General features: G+C 75.2%; 1 protein-coding gene. It reads right to left on the bottom strand.

What is annotated here, in order from left to right:
• A partial coding sequence (locus K7G59_RS34280) for an acyltransferase domain-containing protein (RefSeq protein ID WP_225840627.1) occupies nt 1–1,681 on the bottom strand: 1,681 nt, incomplete at both ends.

Genomic DNA, 1,681 nt, shown 5'->3' with positions numbered 1-1,681 from the left:
CTCGACCGTGCGCCGCAGCGCCTCGCGCAGCGCGGCGGCGTCCATACCGGACGATCCGGAGTCGGCGGTGACGGGGACGAACACCGCCTCGGGGAGCGCGGCGCCTTCGGCGACGGCCTGGGCCAGTGCGGCGAGGTCCGGGTAGGTGGGCACGTCGGCGCCCGTCGGCAGCGCGAATCCGCCGTCGAGCACGGCCCACCGGTCCGCGGACGCAGGGGTGGGCGGTGTCGGCAGGCCGGTCCAGTGCAGCCGGAACAGCGAGTCCTGGGAGCCATCGCGAGCGGCTGCCAGCTGCTCGGTCGAGATCGGACGGGTCGCCAGCGCGTCCACCGAGGCCACCGGCCGGCCCGACTCGTCGGCGACGAGGAGCGACAGGGTCCCCGATCCCGTCGGCACCAACCGCACTCGCAGCGCCGTCGCGCCGGTGGCGTGCAGCGCCACGCCGGACCACACGAAGGGGAGGCTGGGCTGGGGGGTTGCGCCTTCCAGCGTCCGCGGGCCGGCCGCGACCGCGTGCAGCGCCGCGTCGAGCAGCGCCGGGTGCACGCCGAAGCGGGCCGCGTCCGCGCGCTGCTCCGCCGGCAGGGCGACGGTCGCGAAGACCTCCTCGCCACGCCGCCACACCGCCTCCAGCCCCTGGAAGGCCGGCCCGTACCCGAGGCCTGCCGCGGCCAGCCGCTCGTACAGGTCCTCGATGCCGACCGCCTGGGCACCCGCCGGGGGCCAGGCGGCCGGCTCGGCCGTCTCCCCCGCAGGCGCCGCGGCGGTGCCGACGGCGAGCGTTCCGGTGGCATGCCGCGTCCAGGGCTGGTCCTGCGCGTCGTCCGGTCGGGCGTACACGCTCACCGCGCGCCGACCTGCGGCGTCCGGCGAGCCGACCACCAGCTGCAGCTGGACCGCGTCCTGCGCGGGCAGCACCAGCGGTGCCTCCAGGGTCAGCTCCTCGATGCGGTCACAGCCGGCCGAGTCCCCCGCCCGCAGGGCGAGTTCGACGAATCCTGTCCCCGGGAGCAGGGTGACGCCCGACACCGTGTGGTCGGCCAACCAGGGGTGCGTGCGCAGCGACAGGCGGCCGGTGAGCAGCAAGGTGTCGGCGTCCGCCGGGGTCACCACCGCGCCCAGCAGCGGGTGTTCGGTGGTGCCCAGCCCGGCCGACGCCACGTCCGCCATGGTGGCGGCGGGCTCCAGCCAGTAACGGCGGCGTTGGAACGCGTAGGTGGGCAGCTCGACCCGCCGCGCGCCGGTTCCGGCGAACAGCGGCGACCAGTCCACCCGTATGCCGCCCACGTGTGCCTGTGCCAGCGAGAGCAGGAACCGCGTCGGCCCGCCCTCGTCGCGACGCAGCGAAGCCAGCACCAGCGCCTCGGAGTCGCCTTGTTGCTCCACGGTTTCCTGGACCGCGGCGGTGAGCACCGGGTGCGGGCTCGCCTCGACGAACGCGCGGTGGCCCGCGGCCAGCAGGGCGCGGACGGTCTCGTCGAAGCGAACCGTCTGGCGCAGGTTGGTGTACCAGTACTCCGCGTCGAGCGTCGTAGTGTCCAACTCCGTCGCAGTGACCGTGGAGTAGAACGGCACTGAGGAGGGGCGGGGAGCAACGTCGGCCAGCACCTCCAGCAGCTCGGTGCGAATCCTGTCGACGTGCGCGGAGTGCGAGGCGTAGTCCACCGGGATCCGGCGGGCG

It is taken from the genome of Streptomyces sp. NK08204, assembly GCF_020400585.1.
Classification (GTDB): Bacteria; Actinomycetota; Actinomycetes; order Streptomycetales; family Streptomycetaceae; genus Streptomyces.
This window is presented reverse-complemented; position numbering and strand designations above follow the sequence as displayed.